Origin of the sequence: Streptomyces coryli (assembly GCF_011044975.1) — a bacterium.
Taxonomy (GTDB): Bacteria; Actinomycetota; Actinomycetes; order Streptomycetales; family Streptomycetaceae; genus Streptomyces; species Streptomyces coryli.
The window spans coordinates 1-25,816 of sequence record NZ_JAAKZV010000107.1 but is presented as its reverse complement, the minus strand read 5'-3'; the positions used below and the strand labels follow the sequence as shown (position 1 = coordinate 25,816).

The following is a 25,816-nucleotide window of genomic DNA, read 5'->3' as shown; positions in this document are numbered from 1 at the left end:
ACCACCACAGGCCGCCCCGCCGACACCCCGGCCCGCCGCATCGCCGCCCCGAAGACCTCCAGGTCAGGCAGCGGATGACGGCCACCGTCCCCAGGCGGCCCCGCCAGCTCCGTGTCCATGTCCACGTACACCGCCCCGGGGATGTGCCCGGCCTCGTACTCAGGGCGCCCGGGCGGGCCCCCCAGCTGATACCGGGCGTCCAGCAGCACCGCAGTGCTGCCCCCCGTGCTCAAGTCGCTCGCGAGTTCGGATGCGGAGATGATGGAAGCAGTCATGCAGGCCATCTTGGCGTACGGCGGAAATTCGCCGCAGAGGGGCAGCGCAATCACAGAAGCGATGGAAGCATCTACAGCGCGTTACGCCTGCCCCACCGCCCGCGATGGCCATAGGAGAGAGTGACCATGACCCCGCACCCGCGCACCCCCGGCATGCCGTGCTGGGCGAGCCTGATGGTGCACGACCTCGAGGCCACCCAGGACTTCTACAGCGCGCTCTTCGGCTGGGAGTTCCGCCCGGGACCGCAGCAGCTCGGACCGTACGTCCGCGCGCTGCTCGACGACCGCGAGGTGGCCGGCATCGGCGTGCTCGCCACCGACCGGCACCTGCGCCTCGCCTGGACCACCTACCTGGCCACCGACGACGCCGATGCCACCGCCGATCGCGTCCGGTACTGCGGCGGCACCGTGGCGGTCGGGCCGCTGGACGCCGAGGACGCCGGGCGGCTGGCCGTCTGTTCCGATACGGCGGGTGCCGTCTTCGGCATCTGGCAGGCCGGCCGGCACGAGGGCGCGCAGCGCCACGGCACGCCGGGCAGCACCGTCTGGAACGACCTGCTGACCGCGGAGACGCCCGCCGCCGCGGCCGCGAAGTTCTACGAGAACGTCTTCGGCTACGCGGCCCGGGAGACCGGGCCCGACCAGATCACCCTGGAGGTGGAGGGCCACCCGGTGGCCGCCATCTGCGGTGGCGACGGGCACGAGACGCCGCACTGGATGACGTACTTCGGCGCCGCGGACGTCGACGCCGCGGCCAAGCTCGTCATCGAGCTCGGCGGACGGGTGCGACGCGGCCCGTACGACGGGGACTACGGCCGCGCGGTAGAGGTGGCCGACCCGGAAGGAGCCGTCTTCACGATGATCGCCGCCGGGACCGACACCGAGACCACCACCGGCTAGCCCCGCACCTCGATCAACGGCACCAGCTGCTCCCGCGGCGTCAGCGTGCCGTGCATGCCCACCAGCGCCGACTCCTTCGGCTCGGTGCGGCTGGCCACGATCGCGATGTCCGCCGACGCCGCCACGACGACATCGCCGATACGGGCCCGCACGCGCTCGTCGACCCGCGGGCCGAACCAGCCGAGCCCGATCGCCTCGTCCCGGCTCACCACCCACGCCTGATCGCCGAGCACCTCGCGCCAGACCGTGAGCACGTCGCCCGCGGCCCCCGGCACGGCATAGACGTGCCGGGCCCGCCCCTCGCCGCCGAGCAGCCGGACGCCGGCCCTGAGCTCCCAGTCCTCGTCGAAGTCGTAGCGGTGCTCGGGGGTGAACGGGATGTCCGTCATGCCGTGGTCCGCGGTGACGTACAGCGCGGAGCGCGGCGGGAGCTGCTCGGCGAGCCGCTGGGCGAGGCGGTCGGCGTAGTTCAGCTGGCCGCGCCAGGCGTCGGAGTCGACGCCGTAGCGGTGGCCCTTGCCGTCGACCTCGCTGTAGTACGTGTAGACCAGCGACCGGTCCGCGGCGCCGAGCTGCTCGGCGGCCAGGTCCATGCGCTCCTCGCCGGAGAGGCGGCCGTGGAAGGTGCCGCCGCTGAGCGCGATCTTGGTGAGCGGGGTGTGCTGGAAGGCGGGGGAGGAGACCTGGCAGGTGTGCACGCCGGCGGCCGCGGCCAGCTCGAAGACCGTCGGGTACGGCTGCCAGGCGTGCGGGTCGGTCCAGGGGTTCCAGCGGAGCTGGTTCATCAGCTCGCCGGTGTCCGGGTTGAGCGCGCTGTAGCCGGGCAGGCCGTGGCAGCCCGGAGGCAGGCCCGTACCGACGGAAGCCAGGGAGGTGGCGGTGGTGGCCGGGAAGCCCGCCGTGATCGGCTCCCCGGTGGCGTGGGCGTGCAGGAAGGGCGCCTCCTCGGGGTGGGCCAGGAGGAGCTCCCAGCCCATGCCGTCGATGAGGAAGACGCAGGCGCGGTCCACGGGCTGCAGCGGGAGCGCGGCGGCGAAGCCGGGCACGCCGAGGCCCGCGGCGAGCGTGGGCAGGACGTCGGCGAGGGCGCCGGTGCCGTAGCGGGGGGCCGGGGCGGTGCGGGCGTCGAGCGGTTCCGGCCAGGAGGAGGTGTGGGTCAGATTCACCTGGGCGCGGCGCCGCCCTCGGCCGTGGCCTCGGAGAGCGCCTGGGCGAAGGCGAGGGCCTGGCGGACGGTCTCGGGGCCGTCACCGGCCTCGCTGACCCGCAGGCTCAGGTCGTCGGCGGTGGAGGAGCCGGTGTAGCCGTGGTCGGCCTCGCAGTTGGGGTCGCCGCAGGTGGCCGGCTCCATGTCGAGCCGGGCGACGGCGCCCCAGCCGACGGTGAGCACGACCTCGCGGGGGAGGGTGCCCGGGGTGTACGACTCGGGGTTGGCGACGACCCGGCTGAGCACGACGGACGAGATCCGGGAGAGCTTGACCGACTCCGTGGAGGTGGTCGCGTACGGCGTCGGGGAGGTGCCGTCCGCGGCCTGCTCGTCGGTGTGGCTGACGAGGAAGCGGGTCTTGGTCAGGACCAGGACGGTGACGTGCCGGCGGACCTCGTTGGAGTCGAAGGTCGTCTCCTGGTGCACCAGGTACGAACTGACCGGCTCGCCGCCGACGGCAGCATCGACGGCTTCCCCCACGAGCGTGGGGTAGTAGCCGCTGCGCTCGATGGCCTCACGCAGGCCTTGGGTCGCGGTTCCGGTCTTTGCCATGGGCACCAGCATACGATGCGCCTCGCGGCGGGCCGGTCCCTTGCACGGGTTCGGGCCCGCGCAGCGCGCGGGCCCGCCCGTACTACTCCGGCTTCTTCCGCCGGCTGCCGAAGACGATCTCGTCCCAGGACGGGACCGCCGCGCGGCGGCCGGGGCGGACGCCGTCGGCCTCGGCCTGGCGGTCCGTGTTGCCCGTCAGGCGGTCGCGGTGGGCGCCCACCGAGCGCGGCATCAGCACATCCGCGTACGCCGAGCCGGCGCTGGCGGCCGGAGCCGGCGGCTCCTCGCGCTGCTCCTCCGGCTCGGTCGGCGGCATCACCGGCGGCACCGTGGCCGGGGGCTCCGGCTCCGGGGCCCGCTCCTTGGGCTTGGGCGCGGACGGCGGCGGGGCCGGCTTCGGGACGACCATGTCGCCGCGGAAGTTCGGCACCGACTCCAGCAGGCTGGTCAGCGAGTCACCCTTGCCGGCGCCGCTCGCGGGGTCGCCGGGGCGCTCCCGCTCGCGGTGCTGCTCCTGGTCGGCGCCCTCCGGGCCGGAACCGTCCCGGCCCGCCTCGTCCCGCGGCAGCCGCGCGATCCGCGGCACGAACGGGAAGCTCGGCTCCGGCGCCTCGTCGGTCTCGCCGATCAGCGACCGGGCCTCGTCGTCCACGGCCTGGACCAGCCGCCGCGGCGGGTCGTAGGTCCAGCCCGCGGAGTGCGGGGTGCCGGCCACCTGGTAGCCGAGGACGACCTCCCAGGTGCCGTCGTCGCGGCGCCAGGAGTCCCACTGGACGGTGTCCTTGTCCGCGCCGCGCAGCAGCAGCCGCTCGGAGACGGCGTCGCCCAGCGTGGGGCCGCCGCCGGTCTCGCCGGGGCGGCGCACCGGAGTCTTGCGGGCGCGCTCGGCCATGAAGGCGCGCTCGGCGAGCACGGGACCCTCGAAGCGCCGGACCCGGTCGACCGGGATGCCGGCGAGCGAGGCGACCTCCTCGGCGGAGGCACCGGCTCGTATGCGGGCCTGAATGTCGCGGGGCCGCAGGTGCGACTCGACCTCGATCTCGATCTGGCCGAGCCGGGCACGGTCGTTCCGGACGGCGGCGCGCAGCCGTTCGTCAATCGGAAGGGTGTACTCCGTCGAGTCCGCAGCCTTCAGCACCAGCCGTGTGCCGTCATTGCTGACGGCCACGACACGCAGTTCGGGCATGGGGACCTCCCGGGTGGTGCCTGCCGACGTCACGTGTGCGTCGCTGCTTCCGCTAGTCGAGTGTGGCCTGCCCGGGTGCAGCCTGCCACAACATTGCCGAGTTGCCCGGCGTGTCGGGCCGTGGGCCCGATGCGCCGTTATGGCACGGTTACCAGTTTGCAACGCAGAGTGACCGAGGAGTCACCTGCCGGACGGGACACCGGAGCACGGGTTCGCCACAGTACTCCATTCGGGCCACCGTAGTGGACCGGCACGCCGTCTAAGTCTTCCGGGATTACGGGAGTTGGTTCGCGGGCCGCGCCGGGACGTGGAGTGGGTCACAGTATGTCCACATTCGGAACTATCCGGTCCGCAAGAATGTCGTTTCTGTCGAGGATGGGGGCCAAAAGAGCGATTCTTGGGATGGGGATGCAGAAGCAGTCTGAAACCGGCACGGAACGACCGAACGGCGATCAGAAAAAGATCGACCTGAGCGGCGCGCAGGTGGCGGGCAGTGCGGCGGCCACCGTGGTCACCGCCTTCCTGGCGTCGAGCATGGGCGTGTACGGCACGATCATCGGCGCCGGCGTCGTCAGCGTGGGTGCGACCGCGGGCGGCGCGGTGTTCCAGCACTTCTTCCGGCGTACGGGAGAGCAGATCAAGGAAGTCGCCGTACACGGGCCGAAGGCGACGAAGGTCACCAAGGTCCTGCCGGCGCTGAACCGGACGGACCGCGTGACCGCGGACGCGCCGGTCGCCCTGGCCACCGAGGCGCAGGCCGCGGAGGCGCCCGAGGCGCAGACCGCCGTCGGCGCAGGCGCGACCCGGACGCTGCAGGCCACGCAGCTGATGCCGCAGGCCGACGAGACCGCGCTGCTGGGCGCGGGCGGGCCCGGCGACGGCGACAAGGCCGCTGACGCGCCTGCCGACGCCGGCTACGGCGACGCCACCGTCCACGGCTCCGCCAAGCGCGGCCTGCGCTGGAAGCGCATCGCGCTCACCGCTGCCGGCGTCTTCGCCATCGGCCTCGGCGCCATCACCGCGGTCGAGGCCATCGCCGGCGAGTCCATGTCCGACGTGTGGGGGCGCGGCAACGGCGGCGGCACCAGCGTCGGCTCGATCTTCGGCGGCGGCGGCAAGAGCACCGACGATTCGGTGGACCCGCAGCAGGAAAAGGGCGCCGACCAGGACAAGAAGCAGGACGACCAGCCCACCGGCGGCGCCACCTCCGGCACCGGCGGCGAGGACGACGGCGCCACCAAGCCGTCCCCGGGCGCCACCGAGGACGGCCAGAGCGGTCAGGGCGGCGGCCAGAAGCCCGACCCGGGCAGCTCCACCGACCCCGGCGGCAGCGGCGGCCAGGACGACGGCGGCAAGGAATCCCCGGCCACGACGCCCACCCCCACCACGCCGGACGACGGCGCCGCCACGCCGGAGAGCGGCTCCGGGGCCGGCGACGTCCAGCCGAAGACGGAGTCCTCGGCGGGCTAGTCGCCCAGCACCCGCCGCAGGTAGTCGTTGGCGAAGAGGCGCTCCGGGTCCAGCTGGTCCCGGAGCGCCGTGAATTCGGCGTAGCGCGGGTACGCCGCCGCCAGATACGCAGCGTCACGGCTGTGCAGCTTGCCCCAGTGCGGGCGGCCGCCGTGCGCCGTCATGATCTCCTCCACCGCGCCGAAATACGCCTCATGGGGTGTACCGCGGTACATGTGTACGGCCACGTACGCCGTATCCCGCCCGGAGGCAGTCGACAGCGGGATGTCATCGGCGGGGGCGACCCGCACCTCCACAGGGAAGCTGATCCGGAAGTCGGAGCGCTCCACCATCGCCTTCAGCTCCCGCAGCGCGGCGACGGCCTCCTGGCGCGGCAGCGCGTACTCCATCTCCACGAAGCGGACCCGGCGCGGGCTGGTGAAGACCTTGTAGGCGATGTCCGTGTACGTACGGGCGGAGAGCGCGCGGCTGGAGATCTTGGCGATGCCGGGGATCGTGCCGGGGGCGGCCTTGCCGAGGGCGCAGGCGGCGTGGAAGACGCCGTTCGACAGGAACTCGTCCTCGAACCAGCCGCTCAGCGTCCCCACCGGCTTCGCCGGGCCGTCGCTGCGGTTGTTGCGCTTGGTGCTGCAGTTGTCCGTGTGCGGGAACCAGTAGAACTCGAAGTGCTCGTTCTCCGTCGCCAGCTGCTCGAAGTCCGCCGTCACCTTGTCGAACGACATCGGCTCCTCGCGCGCCGTGAGCAGGAACATCGGCTCCACGTTGAAGGTCACCGCCGTGACCACGCCCAGCGCGCCCAGGCCGAGCCGGGCCGCGGAGAAGATCTCCGGGTGCTCCTTCTCGGAGCACTGCAGCACCCGCCCGTCCGCCGTCACCAGCTCGAGCCCGGCGATCTGCGCGGCTATGGACGCCGAGTCCCGCCCGGTGCCGTGGGTGCCGGTGGCGGTGGCGCCGGAGACCGTCTGCTCCATGATGTCGCCCATGTTGGTCAGCGACAGGCCCTCGGCCGCCAGGGCCAGGTTGAGCTGCTTCAGCGGGGTGCCCGCGGCCGCCGTGACCGTCCCGGCGGCGCGGTCGATCGCGCGGATCCCTGCCAGCCGCTCCGGCCGGATCAGCAGCCCGTCCGTGGCCGCCGCGGCCGTGAACGAATGCCCGGTCCCGGCCGCCTTGACCCGCAGCCCGGCGGCCGCCGCATCGCGCACCGCCTCCGCGACATCCGAGGTCGTCGCGGGCGAGACGCTCCGGGCCGGCCGGGCCGTGACATTCCCCGCCCAATTGCGCCAGACGCTGGTCGTGGTGGTGCTGGTCATGTGGCTCAGGCCCCTCCCGTAGCTCCGGTGCCGGGAGATCCTACTCACAGGTCGCTTGAGGGTCTGCCTGGAGTCTCCCGTCGTCGCGCGAAGCGCGGCGCAGCGGCGTCCGGTGCGTGCGTGCCGGGCGTCGGGGCGCAGGCGGGAGACTCCAGGCAGACCCTAGGATCGATGGCATGTCCGAACTGCCTGAACTTCCGCCCGCGGCTCCGTACGACGCCCTGCTTCTGCTCTCCTTCGGTGGTCCGGAGGGGCCGGATGACGTGGTGCCGTTCCTGGAGAACGTCACCAAGGGGCGGGGCATCCCGCGGGAGCGGCTCGAGGAGGTCGGGCAGCACTACTTCCTGTACGGCGGCGTGAGCCCGATCAATGCGCAGAACCGCGAGCTGCTGGCCGCGCTGCGCAAGGACTTCGCGGACACGGGCCTGGACCTGCCGGTGTACTGGGGGAACCGGAACTGGGCGCCGTACCTGACGGACACCCTCCGGGAAATGGCCCAGGACGGGCGCAAGCGCATCCTCACCCTCGTGACCAGCGCATACGCCTCGTACTCCGGCTGCCGCCAGTACCGCGAGAACCTCGCCGACGCCATCGAGACGCTGCGCGCGGAGGGCATCGAGCCGCCGCGGGTCGACAAGCTGCGGCACTACTTCAACCACCCGGGCTTCGTGGAGCCGATGGTGGAGGGCGTCCTGACCGCGCTGCAGGAGCTGCCCGAGTCCGTACGGGACGGCGCCCGGATCGCCTTCACGACCCACTCCATCCCGACCTCCGCGGCCGACACCTCGGGCCCGGTCGAGGGGCACGGCGACGGCGGCGCGTACGTCGCCCAGCACCTGGACGTCGCCCGGATCATCGCCGGCCGGGTCCGCGAGGCCACCGGCGTCGACCGGCCCTGGGAGCTGGTCTACCAGTCCCGCAGCGGCGCCCCGCACATCCCGTGGCTGGAGCCGGACATCTGTGATCACCTGGAGGACGTGCACGGCGCCGGCGCACCGGCCGTCGTCATGGCGCCGATCGGCTTCGTATCGGACCACATGGAGGTCGTCTACGACCTCGACACCGAAGCCAAGGCCAAGGCCGAGGAGCTGGGTCTGCCGGTGGTCAGGTCCGCGACCGTGGGCGCCGACCCGCGCTTCGTCGCCGGGCTGCGGGAACTGGTGCTGGAGCGGGCGGAAGCCGAGCGCGGCGTCCCCGGGGCCGAGCGGTGCGCCCTGGGCGCGCTCGGACCGAGCCACGACCTCTGCCCGGCGGGCTGCTGCCCGGCCCGTACGCCCAAGCCCGCCGCCGCGGGCACCGACTGAGAAGCGAGACCCCCGTGAACGACCGGCTCAAGGACGAACTGCTCGAGCTCGCCCAGGAAGCCGCCCGCCGGGCCGGCGACCTGCTCCGCGACGGCCGCCCGGCCGACCTCGGCGTCGCCGCCACCAAGACCAGCCCCATCGACGTGGTCACGGAGATGGACATCGCCTCGGAGAAGCTGGTCACCGGCTTTCTGCTGGACGCCAGGCCGGACGACGGCATCCTCGGCGAGGAGGGCGCGGACGTGGCGGGCTCCAGCGGGGTGCGCTGGGTGATCGACCCGATCGACGGCACGGTGAACTATCTCTACGGCCGGCTCGACTGGTCGGTCTCGATCGCCGCCGAGTACGAGGGCGAGACCGTCGTCGGCGTCGTCGCCGGACCGCAGCGCGGGGAGACCTTCCACGCGGTGCGTGGGCGCGGCGCGTACCGCGAAGGGGCGGCGATCCGCTGCCGCCCGGCGCCGCCGCTCTCCGAGGCGCTGATCGGCACCGGCTTCGGCTATCTGCGGGAGCGGCGGGTGGCGCAGGCCGAGGTCGTACGGACGCTGCTGCCGCAGGTGCGGGACATCCGCCGGGGCGGCTCCGCGGCGCTGGACCTGTGCGATGTGGCCTGCGGCCGGCTGGACGCATACTACGAGCGGGGGCTGAACCCCTGGGACGCGGCGGCGGGCGACCTGATCGCCCGCGAGGCGGGGGCCCTGACCGGCGGGCGGCCCGGCGGCCGGCCGTCGCACGAGCTGACCGTGGCCGGCTCTCCCGGGGTCTTCGAGCCGCTGCAGCGGATCCTGGAGGACCTGGGCGCCTGGCGCGGCTGACCCGGCTCACACGAAGGGCCCCGCTGCGGGTGCAGCGGGGCCCTTCGGCTGTTTTCCTGGTGTCAGTGGGACTGACCGGCCTCGACCGGGACGCCGTGCGCCTCGGCCAGGCGGCGGAGGTCTTCCAGCTCGGCCTGTTCGACCTCGACGAGGAAGTCGTCGCCCGACTCACGGGCCTGCTCGATGTCGGTTTCGGTATTCCTTATGCGCTGCAGAAGACCAGCGGTGAATGCGTCCATCTTGCGCCCCCTCGTCGGTATAGGTCGGTGGGCACGGGGGTGTGCCGACGGTGGGTGATCACCTGGAGTGCCCGGTGAGCTACAGCTCGTGTGCCGTGCCCGGGATAGGCATACACAGCAGTGATCGGCGGGTGTGGAGTCGTACTCCCCGCCCTGGCGAAGGGCAAAACATCCGCAGCGGGAAAAAGATTCCACCGGGCTCACAGCGGTTCACCGGCGCTCCCCTTACCACCGGTTTATGGTCCTTCCGTGCAGGATGGACGGGTGCACAAGCACTCATAGTGAGGGAAGGACACCGCCTTGCGCGTACTCGTCGTCGAGGACGAGCAGCTGCTCGCCGATGCTGTTGCCACCGGGCTCCGCCGGGAGGCCATGGCGGTGGATGTGGTCTACGACGGCGCCGCCGCGCTCGACCGCATCGATCTGAATGATTACGACGTCGTGGTCCTCGACCGCGACCTTCCCGTGGTGCACGGCGACGACGTCTGCCGCAAGATCGTCGAGCTCGGGCTGCCGACCCGGGTGCTGATGCTGACCGCCGCCGGCGACATCAGCGACCGGGTGGAGGGCCTCGAGCTGGGCGCGGACGACTATCTGCCGAAGCCCTTCGCGTTCAGCGAGCTGATCGCGCGCGTACGGGCCCTGGGCCGGCGCACCACGGCCGCGCTGCCGCCCGTCCTGGAGCGGGCCGGCATCCGGGTGGACCCGAACCGCCGCGAGGTGTCCCGCGACGGCAAGGAGATCCAGCTGGCGCCGAAGGAGTTCGCCGTCCTGGAGGTGCTGATGCGCGCCGACGGGGCCGTGGTCTCCGCGGAGCAGCTGCTCGAGAAGGCCTGGGACGAGAACACCGACCCGTTCACGAACGTGGTGCGCGTCACCGTCATGACGCTGCGTCGCAAGCTCGGCGAGCCGCCGGTGATCATCACCGTGCCGGGCTCCGGCTACCGGATTTAGACACATGGACGACAGAAACCTGAAGACGGAGGTGGTGGGGCCGGGGCCGGGCACCCAGCCCGCCGCGCCGCCCAAACCCACCTGGGACCCGCGCGACCCCTCCCGGCAGTACCCGTGGCTGCGGCCCACCATCCGGATACGGCTCACGCTGCTGTACGGCGGCATGTTCCTGATGGCCGGCATGGTGCTGCTGACGATCATCTATCTGCTGGCCGCGCAGGCGCTGCACAACGGCGGCTCCTCGCCCTTCCGTGTGCTCGGCGACAGCCAGCTGCAGCTGACCAGCAACTACTGCCCGGAGCTGCGCGGCCGCACGCTGCCCACGGACCAGTTCAACGACATCCTCGACAACTGCGTCGCCGACCAGCGCGCCCAGGCGCTCGACTCGCTGCTGCGCCGCTCGCTGCTGTCCCTGGTCGGCCTCACCATCGCCGCCTTCGCGCTCGGCTACGTGATGGCGGGGCGGGTGCTCTCGCCGCTCGGCCGGATCACCAGGACCGCCCGCAGCGTGGCCGGATCCGATCTTCACAAGCGCATCGAGCTGGACGGCCCCGACGACGAGCTCAAGGAGCTGGCCGACACCTTCGACGAGATGCTGGACCGCCTCGACCGGGCCTTCAACGCCCAGCAGCGGTTCGTCGCCAACGCCTCGCACGAGCTGCGCACCCCGCTGGCGATCAACCGGACGCTGCTGGAAGTCCAGATGTCCGACCCGGAGGCCACCCCCGAGCTGGCCCAGCTCGGCAAGACCCTGCTGGCCACCAACGAGCGCAGCGAGCAGCTCGTCGAGGGCCTGCTGCTGCTCGCCCGCAGCGAGAACGAGCTCGTCGAGCGCAAGCCCGTCGACCTCTCCGAGGTGGCCTCGCAGGCCGTCGACCAGGCGCGGACCGAGGCGGACACCAAGGGCGTCGAGCTCCGCGGCGTGCGCGCCCCGGCGTACGTGCAGGGCAACGGCGTGCTGCTGGAGCGGGTCGCGCTGAACCTCGTACAGAACGCCGTGCGCTACAACCAGCGCGAGGGCGGCTGGGTCGAGGTCACCACCGAGGCGCATCCGGGCCATGCGGTGCTGGCCGTGTCCAATACCGGACCCGTCGTCCCGGCGTACGAGGTGGACAACCTGTTCGAGCCGTTCCGCCGGCTGCGTACCGAGCGCACCGGCAGCGACAAGGGCGTCGGCCTCGGCCTGTCCATCGTGCGATCCGTGACGCGGGCGCACGGCGGCACGGTCACGGCGGAGCCAAGAGAGGGGGGCGGGCTTGAGATCCGTGTCACACTGCCGGTCTGAGCGGCGCGGACCGAGCGTTTTACGCCAGTTTCCGAGCCGGGGGCGCAATGTGCGATCGATCACAATTGCCAATGCGTCCGAACGTGTGCGCTGCGGATCGCAATCAGCCCGGAAAAGTCCTGGAAGATCCGGGTTTCCGCAGGCCATCGACGTGGGAACTACAGGGGGTGGCGCGCGCGAGCCCGCCATTCGGACCGTGTACGGTCCCCTTCGCCACCTGGCCCGATCACCTCTTCAGGGGTCCGGTTGGGTGTCGATTGCGTAACAGACCTTGAAGTGAGGCAAAATCTCCGCCTCGGGTCGGGCACAAGTCCGGCCTCTCACGCGTTACGAGCGCTGGAGACACCGCAGACACCCAGAGGGGGAGAGCGACCATGGCAACCGATTACGACACTCCACGCAAGACCGATGACGATGTCGAGAACGACAGCATCGAGGAGCTGAAGGCCAGGCGGAACGACAAGTCCGCGTCCAACGTCGACGTGGACGAGTTCGAGGCCGCGGAGGGCATGGAACTGCCCGGCGCGGACCTGTCGAACGAAGAGCTGGCGGTCCGGGTGCTGCCCAAGCAGGAGGACGAGTTCACCTGCATGAGCTGCTTCCTGGTGCACCACCGCAGCCAGCTGGCCGCCGAGAAGAACGGCCACCCGATCTGCCGCGACTGCGCGGCCTGAGGTCGTCGCGGTGAAGCGCGTGGGACGCGAGGAACAGGCCGAGGGGCATCCCCGGCCGCAGGCCGGGGACGGGCTCGACCAGCCCGGCCAGGCCGTGGAGGTCGCCAAGGCGCGCCCGCTGGGGCGCGCCCGCGCCGCGGCCGGCGCGGTCACCGACCTGATCATCGCGACTGCCCCGCGCATCCCCGTCCGCGACCTCGAGACCCTGCGGCGTCAGTTTCCCGGCCTCGGACCCGAAGAGCTTGCCGACAAGCTCGTCGCCGGGGCCGTGAAAGGCAGCGCCACCGTGGGGGCAGGAGTCGGGGCGGCGGCGATGCTGCCCGTACCGCCCGCGATGCCGACCGAGCTGGCCGCGGAGCTCACCGGGGTGGCGTCGATCGAGCTGAAGCTCATCGCCGAGCTGCATGAGGTGTACGGCGCCCGGCCGCCCGGCAATTCCCGGCAGCGGGCCACCGCCTATCTCGGCGCGTGGGCCGACGAGCGGGGGGTCGACCCCACGAAGCCCCGGACGCTGAACGGGGTGCTCGGCACCCAGATGCGCCGGGAGCTCCGCCAGCGTGTCCTGAAGCGGACGCTGCGGAATCTGCCGACGCTGGCGCCGTTCATGATCGGCGCGGCTGCCGGCGCGATGATGAACCGCCGCGAGACGCGGCATCTCGCGGAGCGGATCCGCCGGGATCTGCGGCGGCGGCAGGTCAACTGGGAGGCGCTGGAGCCCACGGCTCCTGAGCGTCCCGAGCTGCCCGGTGGTACCGGTGGTCCTACTGGGCCTGCTGCGTCGGCTGAAGAGCCTTGATCAGCCGCTCCGGCTGACGCGTCGACAGGTACAGATACGGCGTCGGGTCCTCCGGATCGGTGACCTCCACCCGTACCGCCGTCGATACGTACGCGCGCAGCAGCATGTACGCCCGCGTGTCCGCCTTGTGCGTGCGCCACGCCCTGGCTTCCTCCGCGTCCAGCGGCTCCGCTTTGCCCAGGGCCGTCAGCGGGATCCGGGCGGTGGGCGTGACCAGCGAGCCGGAGACCACGCGGATGCGCGCCGAGCCGTACGAGCTGACGGCCGCGGCCGACAGGGCGACGCCGATGGCGAGGCCGCCGAGTGCGGCGAGAACGCCGTAGGGCGTCACGATCAGGGCGGCCGCGATACCGGTCAGCGCCACGATGAGCCACCACGATCGGGGTGCGCTCAGACGTTCTTCGTACGACTGCGTTGAAGCCATGTGCCAAGCCTGCCACGCGCGCGGGTAGGGTCTGACCACGTGAGTGCCAGTACGAACCTGAAGCCGCCGGAGCGACACCCGGACGCGCCCGCGCCCGGCGAGCTCCTCGGCCCCCATTACGACGAGTGCTTCGGCTGCGGCGGCGGCCAGGAGCACGGGCTGCACCTCGCCGCGCGGGCGGGTGAAGGCGTCAGCGTCACCGCGGAGTTCACGGTCAAGAAGGCCCACCAGGGCGCGCCGGGCCTGGCCCACGGCGGCGTGCTGGCGAGCGCCCTGGACGAGACCCTCGGCTCGCTGAACTGGCTGCTGCGGACCATCGCCGTCACCGGCCGCCTCGAGGTCGACTTCGTCCGGCCCGTACCCGTGGACACCAAGCTGCACCTCGACGCCAAGGTGACCGGCGTCAAGGGCCGCAAGATCTACTCCACCGCCACCGGCCGGCTCGGCGGGCCCGACGGGGAGATCGCCGTCAAGGCGGACGCCCTCTTCATCGAGGTCAAGGTGGACCACTTCATCGAGCACGGCCGCGATGAGGAGATCAAGGCCGCCATGGACGACCCGGACCAGGTCCGCCGCGCCCGCGCCTTCGAGGTGAACCCGTGACCCGTGAGCCCGTCGACATCCTCATCCGCCGCACCGACCCCGAGGTGCCGCTGCCGTCGTACGCCCATCCCGGCGACGCCGGCGTCGACCTGGTGACCACCGAGGCCGCCGAACTCGCCCCCGGCGAGCGGACGCTGCTCGGCACCGGCGTGGCTATCGCGCTCCCGGACGGGTACGCGGCCTTCGTGCACCCGCGGTCCGGGCTCGCCGCCCGCTGCGGCGTCACGCTGGTGAATGCCCCCGGAACCGTGGATGCCGGGTACCGTGGGGAAATCAAGGTGAATGTGGTCAACCTCGATCCGCGCGAGAGCGTCCGGATCGAGCGATTCGACCGGATCGCCCAGCTGGTGGTCCAGCAGGTGGAGAAGGCCCGCTTCCACGAGGTGGCCGAGCTCCCCGGCTCCGCCAGGGGCGAAGGGGGTCATGGATCCACCGGAGGCCACGCCTCGCTGGGGGATCTCACGGCTGCCCAGGGTTACGCTTCGGTCGTTGCCGACCGGGAAGGACAGTGACGTGTTCGGACGTCGTCGCAAGGGGCACGAGGAGCCCGTCGACCAGCTCGCCGACGGCGCTGAGGCCGAGCTCGACGAGGAGGAGCAGGACGAGGACAAGAAGTCCTCGTACGCCCTCCCGCCGGCGCCGCGGCCCGACGGGCCGTGGGACATCACCGAGGTGGACGCCCCCGAAGAGGGGCGCGTAGACCTCGGCGGGGTGTATGTGCCCGGGGTCGACGGCATGGAGCTGCGGGTGGAGGTCGCCGGCGAGGAGATCGTCGCCGCGACCGTCGTGCTGCGCGACAGCGCGATCCAGCTGCAGGCCTTCGCCGCCCCCAAGAACGAGGGCATCTGGGGCGAGGTGCGCGCCGAGATCGCCTCGGGCATCACGCAGCAGGGCGGCATCGTCGACGAGATCGAGGGTCCGCTCGGCTGGGAGCTGCGCGCTCAGGTGCCGGTGCAGCTGCCCGACGGCAAGAGCGGCGTGCAGGTGGTCCGCTTCGTGGGCGTGGACGGCCCGCGGTGGTTCCTGCGCGGCGTGATCTCCGGCCAGGGCGCGGTGCAGCCGCAGGCCGCCGGGGTGCTGGAGCAGATCTTCCGGGACGCGGTCGTCGTCCGCGGCGAGTCGCCGATGGCGCCCCGCGACCCGATCGTCCTGAAGCTGCCGAGCGACGCCCAGATGGTGCCGGACGGCGTGCAGCAGGACCAGCAGGAGGGCTCCCGCTTCGCGGGCGGCATCGACCAGCTGCAGCGCGGGCCCGAGGTCACCGAGATCCGCTGAGCGGCTCACGCGCAAGGCTTCAGGCGGCGTCCGGATTCTTCCGGGCGCCGCCTTTTGCCTGTCCGCGGGCGATAACGGACCGGTCAAGCCCGGTGTTCATGGTCTGACATGCTCCTGTCCCCCTCAGGTACGCTCCCGACGGGTCTGGACCACTACGGGGGTGTACGGGGATGGCTGTCATGGCCCGACGGGGGGCGCCGACCCGGCCTCCGGCCTTAAGGCGGCGGCCGCGGTTCGGTCTGGTGCACGCGGCCGCCGGGCTCGCCGTGCTGCTCTCCGTCACGGTGCTGGCCGCCCTCGTCGCGCTCACCGAGCACGAGGCCGAGCAGGGCGCGCAGCGCCGGCTCGCCGCCGAGCAGGGGGCGGCGGTCCGGGTCAGCGGGGCGTACGAGCCCGGGGGAGTGCGGGAAGCCGACGGGGCCGTACGCAGTGCGCTGGACCGGGTCTACGGCGGGGTGCCGCACCGCACCGAGCGGCTGCTGCGGGCGCCGGCGTCCGATGCCGATCAGGTGGTCGTGCGCTCCGGCGGCGCGATCCGGCTCTCCGACGACACCCTCGAGGCCGCCGTGGCGCTCACGCTGCTGGCGCCGGAGGAGCCCGCCCGGCACGCCCGGCTGGCCGCGGGGCGCTGGCCCGCCGGCGGCGGGGAAGGACTGCAGATCGCGGTGCGCGCCGACTTCGCGGAGCGGCACCGGCTGCGGCCCGGCGGCACGCTCACGCTCGGCGAGAAGGGCGAGACGCTGCGGGCGCGGATCACCGGCACGTACCGGCCGCGCGATGGCGGGGCCCCGCTGTGGGACCGGATGACCGGCAGCTTCGGGACGCCGGACAGCGTCGCGCTGGCGCCGCCGGGGGCCTTCGCCCGTATCCCCGCGCTGGAGAAGGACGCGTCCGCGACCTGGCTGGCGGTGCCGGATGCCGAGCGGGTGCGGCTGGGGGACATCGGGCCGCTGCGCGGGCGGTCGGCCGAGTTCGGGGGCAGCAATACCGACCTGACGGTCTTCCGCGGGGAGCGGCCGCCGCTGAAGGACGCCGAGGCGGAGGCCGATCTGCCGTATGCGCTGCGGACGCTGGACGTCCCGGTGGCGGTGACCCGCGGCAGCATGTACATCCCGGCCGCGCTGCTGGCCGCGCTGGCCACCGCCACGCTGCTGCTGACCGCCCGGCAGCTGCACCGGCACCGCGAGTCCGAGCAGGCGCTGCGGGTCGCCCGCGGCGGCGGTCCGCTGCAGGTCACCGGTGAGGCGGCGGCGCAGTGGGCGCTCGTGGCGGTGCCGGCCGCGGTCGCCGGACCGCTGCTGGCCGGACCGCTGCTGCGGCTGCTGCACGATGCCGGGCTGCTGGATGCCGTACCGCCGCCGACCGCCGCCACCGCGGCCGGCTGGACCGTCGCGGCCGGGGCGCTGGTGGTGCACGGCGCCGCGGTGCTGGTGCCCGCGGCACGGGCCGCGCGCGACCGCCGGGCGCTGTCCCGGCTGCGGCTGCGCGGCGCGCGCTGGGCGGCCTTCCAGCGGGCCGGTACGGACCTGGCGCTGGCGGCCGTCGCGGTGCTGGCGTGGTGGCAGCTGGAGACCTACCGCAGTCCGGTCGCGGGCGGCGGCACCCTCGATCCGGTGCTCGTGCTCGCGCCGGTCGCGATGACGGCGGCCGCCGTGCTGCTCGCGCTGCGGCTGCTGCCGCTCGCCGGCCGGGGCCTCGACCGGCTCGCCCGCCGCTCCAGTGGCCTGGTGCTGCCGCTCGGCGGCTGGCAGCTCGGCCGCCGCCACGGCGGCCATGCCGGACCGGTGCTGCTGGTGGCACTCGCGCTCGCGGTGGCCACGCTCAGCGGCACCGCAGTGGTGATCATGGAGCGCGGCGACCGCGACCAGGCCGCCTTCCAGAACGGTGCGGACCTGCGGGTGCGGCCGGAGGGCGACAAGGAGGGGTTCGTCGCGGCGCCGCAGCGGCGCGGGCGGCTGGAGCAGCTGCCCGGGGTCGGCGCGGTGAGCCCGGTGATCGACGTGCCCACGCCCATCGGCAGCGAGTCGGGGGCCCTCACCGCGGTGAACACCCGGGAGCTGGCGCCCACTCAGCGCGATGGCGGGGGCGGCCCGGTGCCCGCCGCCCGGCCGGACGTCGCCGACGGCGACCTCGCCGGGCAGCTGCGGCGGCTCGCCGCGAAGCCCGCCGCCCACGGCATCGGGCTGCCCGGCCTGCCGCGGGAACTGACCATGCGGGTCCGGCTGGAGGCCACCGGGCCCGGCACCGCGGAGCCGTTCCGGTTCGGGCTCACGCTGGAGGACGCCGACGGCCTCGCGCACACCGTCAGCCAGGTGCTCCCCGCCGCCGACGGCAAGTCCCGGCGGATCCGGTTCGAGCTCGGCCGCCGCAGCGGCCCGCTGCGCATCACCTCGCTGCAGCTGAGCACCGAGCACGAGAGCGAGCGGCGCACGTACCGGCTGACCATCGATGAGTTCGAGGGAGCCGGCGAGGACCTGGACTGGCGCGACGTCATGCCGGAGGGGCCGGCGAAGCGGCTGGCCGGCTGCCCGGGCATGGGCGGCCCCCCGAAGCCGGACAGCTATGCGCGGGACGCCACCGGATACGTCCTGTGCGAGCACCGGCCGGGACCGGGGAAGCTGCTCGACGCCGTGCTGCGCGGACCCAACACGGCGCTGCCGGAGAAGTGGCTCAGCTGGCGGCTGGCGCTCGGCCTCGACTATCCCGCGCGGGAGCGGCTGCGGCCGGTGCCCGCCCTCGCCGGTGACCAGCTCATCCGCTCCGGGCAGGCGAGCCCCGGCAGCCGGGTGGAGGTCTCGGTCGACAACGCGAAGATCCCGGTCGAGATCGTCGGCCGGATCGGGGCGATACCCGGATTCGATCCGGACGAGTCCCGGCTGCTCGTCGACACCCGCGTGCTCTCCGCCGCGCTGGTGCGCCTGGGCCGCGATCCACTCGGCGACGAGGCGTTCTGGTGGCTCTCGGCCGACGGCGGCGACGCCTCCGCCGCACTCGCCGCCGTCCGCCGCGCACCGGAGCTCGGCACCGCCACCGACATCCCCGGGACCCGCGCGGAACTCGCCGCCGCCCCGCTGCGCACCGCCCCTGAGGCGGCGTACGTGCTGTGCCTCGTGCTCGCCCCGGCCTTCGCGGTCATCGGCTTCGCGCTGCACACCGTGCTCGCGGTCCGCCGCCGGGCCGGCGAGTTCGCGCTGCTGCGCGCGCTCGGGGTGCGCCGCCGGCAGCTCACCGGGGTGCTGTGGACCGAGCAGCTCGGCCTCGCGCTGTACGGCGCGGTGGTCGGCGCGGTCGCCGGGACGGCGCTGGCCTGCGTCATCACGCCGGTGTTCGGGGTGGACGCGCACGGCAGCCCGGTCTTCCCCGAGCTGGTGCCGGTCGTGCCATGGGGCCGGGTGCTGCTGCTCACCGCCGGCACGGCGCTGGTCATCTGCCTCGCGGTGTCGGCCGCGGCCCGGGTGCTGGCGCGGGTCGAGCTGGCGCGGGTGCTGCGCGCGGGCGAGGAGGGCACCGCATGACCCGCCGGGCCCCCGCGCTGCGGGAGATACGGACCGAACTGCCGCTGCTCGCCGGGCTGCTGGTGCTGATCGCGCTGCTCGCCGGCGGCACCGCCGCCGCCCCGCCGCTGCTGGACCGGGCGGAGGGGCGGGTGCTGGCGGCCCGTATCGGCGAGGCGCAGGAGTCGGACGCGGCGGTCCGGTTCAGCAGGACCTTCCGGCCGGGACTCGACCTGCCCATGCCCGAGCGGCCCGATGTGCTCGCCTCGGACCTCGAGCTGATCGGGGGCAATCTGGCCAGGCAGCGCCCGCAGAACCTGGTCGGCCCGCTAGGACTGCCGGTCACGCACATCGGGCTGCCCGAGACCGGCGCCAGGATCGGCGGCCGGCTGACCTCGCTGCGCCTGCTGTACGCGCAGGACGCGCCGCGGGACCCGGCGTACGTGGCCGGCCGGGCGCCGCGCGCCCCCAAGGCGGGCGAGCCGATCGAGATCGCCGTGTCCACGCACACCAGGGACGCGCTGCGGCTGCGCCCCGGCGCGCGGATCCGGACCAATGCGCCGGACCAGCACCTCGGGGGCGTCTACCGGCGGCACAGCTACTCGGGACCGCTGGTGGTCAGCGGCGTCTTCCGGACCCCCGAGGCGCGCGGCCCGGCCGCGCTCGGCAGCGTGCACCCGCTGCTCGAGCGGCCGTTGCGGGCCGGGGGAGCGCTGCAGGCCGAGGCGCTGATCCACGTCGGGGCGCTGCCGGCGGCCTTCGACCGGGGAACGATGCAGTTCACGGCGGACTGGCGGGTCCCGCTGCGGCTGACCGCGGCGCAGGCGGCCCGGTTCACCGGGGACGACGGCAGGGCGGAGCTGATCCGCGGCATCGCGGCGTACCGGCAGGCGGGCGAGCAGCACATCTGGGACGACGCCGCGCTGCTCAACGCCTCCGCCCCCGGCCAGACGCTGACGCCCGATGTCGACGACGAGGCCACGCCGGTGATCCGGGCGCTCGGCGCGGAGTGGGAACAGGCAGCCCTGCTCGGCTCCTTCGCGCTGGCCTCCCTCGCCGCCGTCGGCCTGGCCACCGTCGTCGTCATCGCCCGGCTCGCGGTCCGCCGCCGGGCCGTACCGGACCAGCTGCGGCGCGCCCGCGGCGCCTCGGCGACGGGGCTCGCCCTGGAACGGGCGCTGCTCACCCTGCCGTTCGCGGCCGCGGGCCTCGGGGCGGGGCTGCTCGCCGCCGGCCTCGTGGTGCCCGACGTGCCGGTCAGGGCGGGGTGGGCGATCGTGGTCGCCGCCCTGGCCTGGCTCGCCGTTCCGGCGCTCACGGCGGCGACCACCAGTGACCGCCGGCTGCGCCGCGAGGAGCCGGACGCCGGCGTCCGGCGGCCCGCCCGGCTCCGGCTCACCGCGGAGGCGGCCGTGCTGCTGGCGGCCGTCGCCGGCATCGTCGCGCTGCGCGTCCGCGGCACCACCTCGGGCCCCGACCCGCAGCTCGCCGCGGTGCCGGTGCTGGCAGGCCTCGCCGTCGTCGTCGTGCTGATCCGGCTCTATCCGCTGCCGGTACGGGCCCTGGCCCGGCTCGCCGGGCGTGGCCGCGGCGCCGTAGGACTGATCGCGCTGGCCAGGGCGGGGAAGGAGGCGCCGGCCAAGGCGCTCGCGCTGCTGGTCCTCGTCACCACCCTGGGCACGGCGGTCTTCACCGGCCTGGTGTCCGAGACCGTCACCGAGGGGCGGCGCACCGGCCTCGAGTGGCGCACCGGCGGCGCCGACGCCGTCCTCACCGGCCTGCAGCAGAGCGGCGCCGAGCTGCACCGCGCCCCCGGCGTCGAGCACGCCGTGCCCGTCACCGGCTACAGCACCGAGCTCATCAGCATGCGTACGGGCCTGAGCCGCCGCTCCGCCGACCTGGTGGCCGTCGACCCCGGGCGGCTGGCGGCGGCCCGCCCCGACTCGCCGGCCGCCCGGGCGCTGCGCGCGCTCGACGCCGCCGGGGAGGGGCGCGGCAAGGGCGTGGAGATCCCGGCGGTGGGCTCCGCGGGCACCGCGGGAGACAGCTACACCACCGGCTTCAAGGGCACCTCCGTACGCATCCGCGTCGTCGCCGAACTCGGCGCGGACGCCGCCAGGGACCCGCTCCTCGGGCCGCTGCTGCGCGGCCGCAGCGACCCGCCAGGCACCACCAGCCCGCTGCTGCTCACCGACACCGGCGCGGTGGCCGCGGCCAAGCGCGCCGGGATGGTGGAGCCCGGCGACCGGATGCTGCTGCTGTACGGCGAGCGCATCGACCCCGCACGGCTGCGCGCCCTGGTCATGGCGACCGGCGTCGTCGGACTCAAGGTGGACGACGCGCTGCACTTCCGCGCGGAGGAGACGGCGGCGGGGCCGGGCGACGTGCTGCGCCCCGCGCAGCGGGTGAGCGCGGTGTGCGGAGCGGCCACGGCCGTGCTCGCGCTGCTCGCCGTACTGCTGGAGCTGGCGCTCACCGCACCGGAGCGCGGGCGCACGCTCGCCCGGCTGCGGCTGCTCGGCTTCAGTGGGCGGTCCGCGGCCGCGCTCGGCGCGGTGCAACTGCTGCCGATGGCGCTGGCCGCGGTGGCCGGCGGCCTGGCCGTGGGGCTCGCGCTGCCCGCGGTGCTCGGGCCCGCGCTCGACCTGCGCCGGCTCGCGGGGACGCCCGCCGAGCCCGCGCTGCATACGGACTACGGGCTGCTGGCCGCGCTCGGCTGCGGCCTGCTGGCCTTGATCGCCTTGGCGGTCGTCGCGGAGACCGCTGCCGCCAGGCGGCGCGGACTCGGTGCGACCCTGCGAGTGGGGGAGGAGTCATGACGACGGACCCGGAGGCCGGTCGGCGGCGGGCAGGCGAGGGCGACCCCCTCATCCGCTGCGACAACCTCGTCCGCATCTTCCGTACCGACGGCGTCGAGGTGCAGGCCCTCCAGGGCCTCGATCTCACCGTCGCCGACGGCGAGATGACCGCGCTCGTCGGGGCCTCCGGGTCCGGGAAATCGACGCTGCTCGGGATCCTGTCCGGGCTCGACCTGCCCTCCGCGGGGCGGGCCGCCGTCGCCGGGCACGACCTGCTCGCCATGGGGCGGCGCGAGCGGCTCGGGTACCGGCGGCGGACCGTCGGGTTCATCTGGCAGCAGACCGCGCGCAATCTGCTGCCGCACCTGACCGCGCTGGAGAACGTCGCCCTGCCGATGCGCTACGCCCGCAGCCCCCGCGGGCAGCGCCGGGCCCGCGCCGACGAGCTGCTCGGCGCGGTCGGCGTGGGCCACTGCCGCGACCGCCGCCCCGCCGAGCTGTCCGGCGGCGAGCAGCAGCGCGTCGCCGTCGCCGTGGCCGCCGCGAACGGGCCGCGGGTGCTGCTCGCCGACGAGCCCACCGGCGAGCTGGACAGCACCAGCGGGGCGGAGGTGTTCGGCGCGCTGCGCCGCGCCAACGAGGAGCTCGGCGCCACCATCCTGGTGGTCACCCACGACACCCAGGTCTCCGAGCACGTCCGCCGTACCATCAGGATCCGCGACGGCCGCACCTCGGCCGAGACGCTGCGCGGCGGTGCCGCGGAAGGCGGCGCCGAGGAGTACGCCGTGCTCGACCGGGTGGGGCGGCTGCAGCTGCCGCGCGAGTACGTGGACCGCTACCGGCTCCGCGACCGGGTCAGGCTGACGCCGGAGGAGGACCACATCGGCGTGTGGCGGGCCGGCGCGGACGACGACGAGGAAGGGGAGGGTGCGTCATGAGCGTCGTCATCGTGGAGGACGTCCACCACACGTACGGCAGCGGGCCCACCGCCGTGCACGCCCTGCGCGGCGTCTCGCTCGAGGTGGCCGCCGGCGAGCTCGTCGCCCTGCGCGGCCGCTCCGGGTCGGGCAAGACCACGCTGCTGAACCTGATCGGTGGTCTCGACTCCACCCAGCAGGGCAGGATCGCCGTCGACGGCCGCGACCTCGCCGACATGAACGAGACGGAGCGGCTGGCGCTGCGCCGGGACCGGATCGGCTTCGTCTTCCAGTCCTTCGGGCTGATCCCGATCCTCACCGCCGCCGAGAACGTCGGCGTGCCGCTCCGGCTGCGCCGCACCCCGCCGAGCGAGCGCGAGGAGCGGGTGGCGCTGCTGCTCGCCCTGGTCGGCCTCACCGACCACGCCGGGCAGCGCCCGGGCGAGCTCTCCGGCGGCCAGCAGCAGCGGGTCGCGGTCGCCCGCGCCCTCGCCAACCGTCCCGCGCTGCTGATCGCCGACGAGCCCACCGGGCAGCTCGACGCGGACACCTCCCTGGAGGTGCTGCGGCTGCTGCGCGCGGTCGTACGGGACGAGGGTGTCACCGCGATCATCGCCACCCACGACCAGCAGGTCCTCGACGTCGCCGACCGGGTGCTGGAGCTCGGCGACGGCCTGATCACCCCCGCTCGTCAGGAAAGCGCTAAGACCGCCTGAGCAGGGCCCCAACCGCCCGTTTTGCCCGTCGGCCCGCCGTACGCTCTACATGCACGAACATCCGAGCGGGACGGACAATCGACTCATGGGACGCGGACGGCTGCGCATATACCTCGGCTCGGCGCCGGGGGTGGGCAAGACGTACGCGATGCTGTCCGAGGCGCACCGGCGGATGGAGCGGGGCACGGACGTCGTCGTCGGCTTCGTCGAGTGCCACCAGCGGCCGCGCACCGAGGTGATGCTGCACGGGCTGGAGCAGATACCCCGCAGGACCATCGGCTACCGCGACGCCGGCTTCGAGGAGATGGACGTCGACGCGGTGCTCGCCCGCCGCCCCGAGGTCGCGCTGGTCGACGAGCTGGCGCACACCAACGTCCCCGGCTCCCGGAACGAGAAGCGCTGGCAGGACGTCAAGGAGCTGCTGCACGCCGGCATCGACGTCATCTCCACCGTCAACATCCAGCACCTGGAGTCCCTCGGCGACGTCGTCGAGAACATCACCGGCGTGCGGCAGCGGGAGACCGTCCCCGACGAGGTGGTGCGCAAGGCCGACCAGATAGAGCTGGTCGACATGTCGCCACAGGCGCTGCGCCGCCGCATGGCGCACGGCAACATCTACCGCCCGGACCGCATCGACGCCGCCCTGTCGAACTACTTCCGCCCCGGCAACCTCACCGCCCTGCGCGAGCTCGCGCTGCTGTGGGTCGCCGACCGGGTCGACGACTACCTGCGCGCCTACCGCAGCGAGCACAGCATCCGCTCCACCTGGCAGGCCCGCGAGCGCATCGTCGTCGGCCTCACCGGCGGGCCCGAGGGCCGTACGCTCATCCGCCGCGCCGCCCGGCTCGCCACCAAGGGCGCGGGCGGCGAGGTGCTCGCCGTCTACATCTCCCGCAGCGACGGCCTCTCCGCGGCCGCCTCCCCCAAGGAGCTGGCCGTCCAGCAGGCCCTGGTCGAGGACCTCGGCGGCACCTTCCACCAGGTCATAGGCGAGGACATCCCGGACGCGCTGCTGGAGTTCGCGCGCGGCGTGAACGCCACCCAGATCGTGCTCGGCTCCAGCCGCCGCAAGGCCTGGCAGTACATCTTCGGCCCCGGCGTCGGCGCCACGGTGGCCCGCGACTCCGGCGCCGACCTGGACGTGCACATCGTCACCCACGACGAGGTCGGCGCCGGGCGCGGGCTGCCCATCGCCCGCGGCGCCCGGCTCGGCCGCGGGCGCGCGCTGGCCGGCTGGGCCGTGGGCGTGGCCGGACCGGCGCTGCTGACCTACCTGCTCACCCTCCTGGACCCGGGCGCGGGACTCGCCAACAACGTGCTGCTGTTCCTCAGCCTCACGGTGGCGGCGGCGCTGCTCGGCGGCATGCTGCCGGCGCTGGCCGCGGCGGCCCTCGGCTCGCTGCTGCTGAACTACTACTTCATCCCGCCCACCCACCTGTGGACCATCGACGACCCCAAGAACATCGTCGCGATCTGCATCTTCTTCGCGGTGGCCGTATCCGTCGCGTCCGTGGTCGACCTGGCCGCCCGGCGTACGCACCAGGCCGCCCGGCTGCGCGCGGAGGCGGAGATCCTGTCGTATCTCGCGGGCAGCGTGCTGCGCGGCGAGACGTCCCTGGAGGCGCTGCTGGAGCGGGTCAGGGAGACCTTCGCGATGGAGTCCGTGGCGCTCTTCGAGCGGGCCGAGGACGGCGACGACGCCTGGACCTGCGCGGGCCGCGCCGGCACCGTGCCGGAGCAGCTCGTACGGCCCGACGACGCCGATGTCGACATGCCGGTCGGCGACCACCTCGCGCTCGCCCTCACCGGCCGCAAGCTGCCCGCCGCCGACCGCCGGGTGCTCGGCGCCTTCGCCGCCCAGGCCGCGACCGTGCTGGACCGGCAGCGGCTGACCGCCCAGGCCACCGAGGCCCGCAAGCTCGCCGAGGGCAACCGCATCCGCACCGCCCTGCTCGCCGCCGTCAGCCACGACCTGCGCACCCCGCTCGCCGCCATCAAGGCCGCGGTCAGCTCGCTGCGCTCCGACGACGTCGCCTGGTCGGAGGAGGACGAGGCCGAGCTGCTGGAGTCCATCGAGCACGGCGCGGACCGGCTCGACGCCCTGGTGGGCAATCTGCTCGACATGTCCCGGCTGCAGACCGGCACCGTGCGGCCGCTGGTCCGCGAGATCGACGTCGACGAGGTGGTGCCCAAGGCCCTCGCGGGGGTGCCGGAGGGCAGCGTGGTCCTCGACATCCCGGAGACGCTGCCGATGGTCTCCGTCGACCCGGGCCTGCTGGAGCGCAGCGTCGCCAATGTCGTCGAGAACGCCGTCAAGTACAGCCCCGCCGACCAGCCGGTGCTGGTCCGCGCCAGCGCCCTCGGCACCCGCGTGGAGCTGCGGGTGGTCGACCGCGGCCCCGGCGTCCCGGACAGCGCCAAGGACCGCATCTTCGAGCCCTTCCAGCGGTACGGCGACGCCCCCCGCGGCGCGGGCGTCGGCCTCGGCCTCGCCGTGGCGCGCGGCTTCGCCGAGGCCATGGGAGGCACCCTGGTGGCGGACGACACCCCCGGCGGCGGCCTGACCATGGTGCTGACGCTGCCGTCCGCCGCCACCGCGCCCCCGGCCCCCGCGGACCTCCC

General features: G+C 73.9%; 23 protein-coding genes. 16 read left to right on the top strand and 7 right to left on the bottom strand.

What is annotated here, in order from left to right:
- Positions 1-284: sulfurtransferase (locus G5C51_RS22815; RefSeq protein WP_276617656.1), on the bottom strand; the 284-nt coding region annotated here is incomplete at its 3' end.
- Positions 285-395: 111 nt separating this feature from the next.
- Between G5C51_RS22815 and G5C51_RS22810 the strand changes: the two genes are divergently transcribed.
- Positions 396-1,175, top strand: a complete 780-nt coding sequence (locus tag G5C51_RS22810) for a VOC family protein (RefSeq protein WP_420824844.1) — start codon at positions 396-398, stop codon at positions 1,173-1,175.
- Here the strand turns inward: G5C51_RS22810 and G5C51_RS22805 are convergent.
- From G5C51_RS22805 to sepH, 3 genes are all read right to left on the bottom strand, one after another.
- Positions 1,172-2,335, bottom strand: coding sequence for an alkaline phosphatase family protein (locus tag G5C51_RS22805; protein ID WP_165240032.1), 1,164 nt, complete (start codon positions 2,333-2,335; stop codon positions 1,172-1,174). The genes G5C51_RS22810 and G5C51_RS22805 overlap by 4 nt on opposite strands.
- Positions 2,336-2,337: 2 nt before the next feature.
- Entirely contained in the window at positions 2,338-2,934 is a 597-nt protein-coding gene (locus G5C51_RS22800; RefSeq protein ID WP_165240027.1) for a DUF5998 family protein, read from the bottom strand.
- 82 nt (positions 2,935-3,016) lie between these two features.
- Positions 3,017-4,153 carry a septation protein SepH gene (sepH, locus tag G5C51_RS22795; protein ID WP_165240026.1) on the bottom strand — a complete coding sequence of 379 codons (1,137 nt, stop codon included), beginning with the start codon at positions 4,151-4,153 and terminating at the stop codon, positions 3,017-3,019.
- A 375-nt stretch (positions 4,154-4,528) separates the two neighbouring features.
- Between sepH and G5C51_RS22790 the strand changes: the two genes are divergently transcribed.
- Positions 4,529-5,590 carry a hypothetical protein gene (locus tag G5C51_RS22790; protein ID WP_165240025.1) on the top strand — a complete coding sequence of 354 codons (1,062 nt, stop codon included), beginning with the start codon at positions 4,529-4,531 and terminating at the stop codon, positions 5,588-5,590.
- Here G5C51_RS22790 and G5C51_RS22785 read toward each other — a convergent pair.
- Positions 5,587-6,900: a D-arabinono-1,4-lactone oxidase gene (locus G5C51_RS22785; RefSeq protein WP_165240024.1), complete on the bottom strand. Its 1,314-nt coding sequence runs from the start codon at positions 6,898-6,900 to the stop codon at positions 5,587-5,589. The genes G5C51_RS22790 and G5C51_RS22785 overlap by 4 nt on opposite strands.
- 176 nt (positions 6,901-7,076) lie before the next feature.
- Here G5C51_RS22785 and G5C51_RS22780 point away from each other — a divergent pair, with 176 nt between their 5' ends.
- Positions 7,077-8,204, top strand: coding sequence for a ferrochelatase (locus G5C51_RS22780; RefSeq protein ID WP_420824843.1), 1,128 nt, complete (start codon positions 7,077-7,079; stop codon positions 8,202-8,204).
- A gap of 14 nt (positions 8,205-8,218) precedes the next feature.
- Positions 8,219-9,019 carry an inositol monophosphatase family protein gene (locus tag G5C51_RS22775; protein WP_338118264.1) on the top strand — a complete coding sequence of 267 codons (801 nt, stop codon included), beginning with the start codon at positions 8,219-8,221 and terminating at the stop codon, positions 9,017-9,019.
- A 62-nt stretch (positions 9,020-9,081) separates the two neighbouring features.
- Here the strand turns inward: G5C51_RS22775 and G5C51_RS22770 are convergent, their stop codons facing one another.
- Positions 9,082-9,258: a LarC family nickel insertion protein gene (locus tag G5C51_RS22770; protein ID WP_165240023.1), complete on the bottom strand. Its 177-nt coding sequence runs from the start codon at positions 9,256-9,258 to the stop codon at positions 9,082-9,084.
- A 300-nt stretch (positions 9,259-9,558) separates the two neighbouring features.
- Between G5C51_RS22770 and G5C51_RS22765 the strand changes: the two genes are divergently transcribed.
- The 4 genes from G5C51_RS22765 (at position 9,559) to G5C51_RS22750 (ending at position 12,967) form a co-directional block, all read left to right on the top strand.
- On the top strand, positions 9,559-10,212 hold the full coding sequence (locus tag G5C51_RS22765; protein ID WP_165240022.1) for a response regulator transcription factor: 654 nt from the start codon (positions 9,559-9,561) through the stop codon (positions 10,210-10,212).
- Between the two features lie 4 nt (positions 10,213-10,216).
- A complete protein-coding gene (locus G5C51_RS22760; RefSeq protein WP_165240021.1) occupies positions 10,217-11,497 on the top strand; it encodes a sensor histidine kinase in 1,281 nt (426 codons plus the stop codon).
- A gap of 374 nt (positions 11,498-11,871) precedes the next feature.
- A complete protein-coding gene (locus tag G5C51_RS22755; protein ID WP_165240020.1) occupies positions 11,872-12,171 on the top strand; it encodes a DUF4193 domain-containing protein in 300 nt (99 codons plus the stop codon).
- Between the two features lie 10 nt (positions 12,172-12,181).
- Positions 12,182-12,967 carry a hypothetical protein gene (locus G5C51_RS22750; RefSeq protein ID WP_420824842.1) on the top strand — a complete coding sequence of 262 codons (786 nt, stop codon included), beginning with the start codon at positions 12,182-12,184 and terminating at the stop codon, positions 12,965-12,967.
- On the opposite strand, the gene G5C51_RS22745 is transcribed toward G5C51_RS22750, so the two are convergent.
- The gene (locus tag G5C51_RS22745) at positions 12,933-13,391 is read right to left on the bottom strand and encodes a DUF3093 domain-containing protein (RefSeq protein ID WP_165240019.1); all 459 of its coding nucleotides are present in this window, start codon (positions 13,389-13,391) and stop codon (positions 12,933-12,935) included. The genes G5C51_RS22750 and G5C51_RS22745 overlap by 35 nt on opposite strands.
- A 39-nt stretch (positions 13,392-13,430) precedes the next feature.
- Between G5C51_RS22745 and G5C51_RS22740 the strand changes: the two genes are divergently transcribed.
- The 8 genes from G5C51_RS22740 to G5C51_RS22705 form a co-directional block, all read left to right on the top strand.
- Positions 13,431-13,994 (top strand): hotdog domain-containing protein, encoded by a 564-nt coding sequence (locus G5C51_RS22740; protein ID WP_165240018.1) that lies wholly within the window; start codon positions 13,431-13,433, stop codon positions 13,992-13,994.
- Positions 13,991-14,506 (top strand): dUTP diphosphatase, encoded by a 516-nt coding sequence (gene dut / locus G5C51_RS22735; RefSeq protein ID WP_165240017.1) that lies wholly within the window; start codon positions 13,991-13,993, stop codon positions 14,504-14,506. The genes G5C51_RS22740 and dut overlap by 4 nt, the downstream gene beginning before the upstream one ends.
- Before the next feature lies 1 nt (position 14,507).
- Positions 14,508-15,269: a DUF3710 domain-containing protein gene (locus tag G5C51_RS22730; protein WP_165240016.1), complete on the top strand. Its 762-nt coding sequence runs from the start codon at positions 14,508-14,510 to the stop codon at positions 15,267-15,269.
- 179 nt (positions 15,270-15,448) lie between these two features.
- Positions 15,449-18,784: an ABC transporter permease gene (locus tag G5C51_RS22725; protein WP_165240015.1), complete on the top strand. Its 3,336-nt coding sequence runs from the start codon at positions 15,449-15,451 to the stop codon at positions 18,782-18,784.
- On the top strand, positions 18,781-21,582 hold the full coding sequence (locus G5C51_RS22720; protein ID WP_165240014.1) for a hypothetical protein: 2,802 nt from the start codon (positions 18,781-18,783) through the stop codon (positions 21,580-21,582). Before G5C51_RS22725 ends, G5C51_RS22720 begins: the two co-directional genes overlap by 4 nt.
- Positions 21,579-22,499: an ABC transporter ATP-binding protein gene (locus G5C51_RS22715; RefSeq protein ID WP_165240013.1), complete on the top strand. Its 921-nt coding sequence runs from the start codon at positions 21,579-21,581 to the stop codon at positions 22,497-22,499. Before G5C51_RS22720 ends, G5C51_RS22715 begins: the two co-directional genes overlap by 4 nt.
- Positions 22,496-23,194: an ABC transporter ATP-binding protein gene (locus tag G5C51_RS22710; RefSeq protein WP_165240012.1), complete on the top strand. Its 699-nt coding sequence runs from the start codon at positions 22,496-22,498 to the stop codon at positions 23,192-23,194. The genes G5C51_RS22715 and G5C51_RS22710 overlap by 4 nt, the downstream gene beginning before the upstream one ends.
- Positions 23,195-23,279: 85 nt before the next feature.
- A partial coding sequence (locus tag G5C51_RS22705; protein WP_165240011.1) for a sensor histidine kinase occupies positions 23,280-25,816 on the top strand: 2,537 nt, incomplete at its 3' end.

Excerpts from the sequence above, each read along its gene's own strand:
- G5C51_RS22785 (WP_165240024.1), bottom strand. The coding sequence starts at position 6,900 with ATGACCAGCACCACCACGACCAGCGTCTGGCGCAATTGGGCGGGGAAT.
- G5C51_RS22725 (WP_165240015.1), top strand. The coding sequence starts at position 15,449 with ATGGCCCGACGGGGGGCGCCGACCCGGCCTCCGGCCTTAAGGCGGCGG.
- G5C51_RS22755 (WP_165240020.1), top strand. The coding sequence starts at position 11,872 with ATGGCAACCGATTACGACACTCCACGCAAGACCGATGACGATGTCGAG.
- G5C51_RS22800 (WP_165240027.1), bottom strand. The coding sequence starts at position 2,934 with ATGGCAAAGACCGGAACCGCGACCCAAGGCCTGCGTGAGGCCATCGAG.
- G5C51_RS22720 (WP_165240014.1), top strand. The coding sequence starts at position 18,781 with ATGACCCGCCGGGCCCCCGCGCTGCGGGAGATACGGACCGAACTGCCG.
- G5C51_RS22710 (WP_165240012.1), top strand. The coding sequence starts at position 22,496 with ATGAGCGTCGTCATCGTGGAGGACGTCCACCACACGTACGGCAGCGGG.
- G5C51_RS22715 (WP_165240013.1), top strand. The coding sequence starts at position 21,579 with ATGACGACGGACCCGGAGGCCGGTCGGCGGCGGGCAGGCGAGGGCGAC.
- G5C51_RS22780 (WP_420824843.1), top strand. The coding sequence starts at position 7,077 with ATGTCCGAACTGCCTGAACTTCCGCCCGCGGCTCCGTACGACGCCCTG.
- G5C51_RS22760 (WP_165240021.1), top strand. The coding sequence starts at position 10,217 with ATGGACGACAGAAACCTGAAGACGGAGGTGGTGGGGCCGGGGCCGGGC.
- G5C51_RS22790 (WP_165240025.1), top strand. The coding sequence starts at position 4,529 with ATGCAGAAGCAGTCTGAAACCGGCACGGAACGACCGAACGGCGATCAG.
- G5C51_RS22770 (WP_165240023.1), bottom strand. The coding sequence starts at position 9,258 with ATGGACGCATTCACCGCTGGTCTTCTGCAGCGCATAAGGAATACCGAA.
- G5C51_RS22745 (WP_165240019.1), bottom strand. The coding sequence starts at position 13,391 with ATGGCTTCAACGCAGTCGTACGAAGAACGTCTGAGCGCACCCCGATCG.